A 615-nucleotide genomic window follows, 5' to 3' on the forward strand; every position below is an offset into this window, starting at 1 on the left:
TTACTTAAGACCCAGTAACTACCTTCCAGCGTCTTCGTGTAATCATCGAAATTATACGTTTTCTTTGGCTTCTTCTCTGGTACTAGATGGTTCAACCAGCCCAGTTGCATTTTGCTGGAATCGTAGGTGTGTGTTGTCGCATTGAATGCTTTTCCTGCCATGATTTCATTCACGCCGGTCTTCACTTGGTACATCCGCGATAAAACATCATGCATCACGTTCGTATGGCTATGCTCAAAATCCAGATATCGTTCTAAAATCTTGATTTCTTCCTTGATTTGCATCATTGACGTTTCCAGCCCCAGCTTCATGCCTATCTGTTGTCCGAGGTTCAAGTTCCCCGTCATCGAATCCATCGCATGCGTGAAGTCATCCAACAAATTCTCTGACCGTCTGATTTCCGCATACAACGCTTCCAATTTATCCGAATCCAATCGGGAGTCAAAAGCATCATCCACCTGCGATTCAAAGTCCTGCACATACTTCTTCAAAATCCGATCCGCTTCACTCAAGCATTCAATGGTTGTGTCTACGATTGGATAGTGCACCGTTTCATAATAGCTTTTCGCACTATCAACGAACTCACCTTTAATCTCATCATCACCAATAATTTCG

The 615-nt window shown here is 43.3% G+C and carries 1 protein-coding gene; it reads right to left on the reverse strand.

The window, feature by feature from the left end; translation table 11 throughout:
• Window positions 1–615 (reverse strand): T7SS effector LXG polymorphic toxin (locus PGRAN_RS15355; RefSeq protein WP_036068587.1); only part of this gene is annotated, 615 nt, incomplete at both ends.

The organism is Listeria grandensis FSL F6-0971 (genome assembly GCF_000525835.1).
In the GTDB taxonomy this organism is placed as follows: Bacteria; Bacillota; Bacilli; order Lactobacillales; family Listeriaceae; genus Listeria_A; species Listeria_A grandensis.